Below are 364 nucleotides of genomic sequence, written 5' to 3'. Positions count from 1 at the left end.
GCTATGCCTCGTTTGAGGCGGGCGATCACATCGCCTGGCTAGGCAATGTTTCCTTCGACATCAGTACGCTGGAAGTGTGGGCTCCTCTACTTCACGGGGCCTGCCTGGTCGCCGTCCCCCATGCCACTGTTCTGCAACCCAAACTACTGCGCTCGCTGTTGCAGCAACAACGTATCAGCGTACTGCACCTCACGGCGGGCCTCTTCCGTCAAATCGCCGAGGAGCTGGGCACGGCCCTGACCGGTCTGCGCTTATTGCTCATCGGGGGCGACGCGGTCGATCCGACCCTCGTCGCTCGCGTGTTGAATCAGTACCCTCCGCAATGCCTGTTGCACTGCTATGGCCCCACGGAAAGCACCACCTT

Annotated in this window: 1 protein-coding gene; it reads left to right on the top strand. The window is 61.3% G+C overall.

Annotated elements, in window-relative coordinates:
• Positions 1 to 364: AMP-binding protein (locus IHE46_RS16850; protein ID WP_192166088.1), on the top strand; the 364-nt coding region annotated here is incomplete at both ends.

The organism is Rhodanobacter sp. DHG33 (assembly GCF_014843005.1).
GTDB lineage: Bacteria > Pseudomonadota > Gammaproteobacteria > Xanthomonadales > Rhodanobacteraceae > Rhodanobacter_A.
Note: the sequence above shows the minus strand (reverse complement) of the source record. Positions and strands in the feature narration are given on the sequence as shown.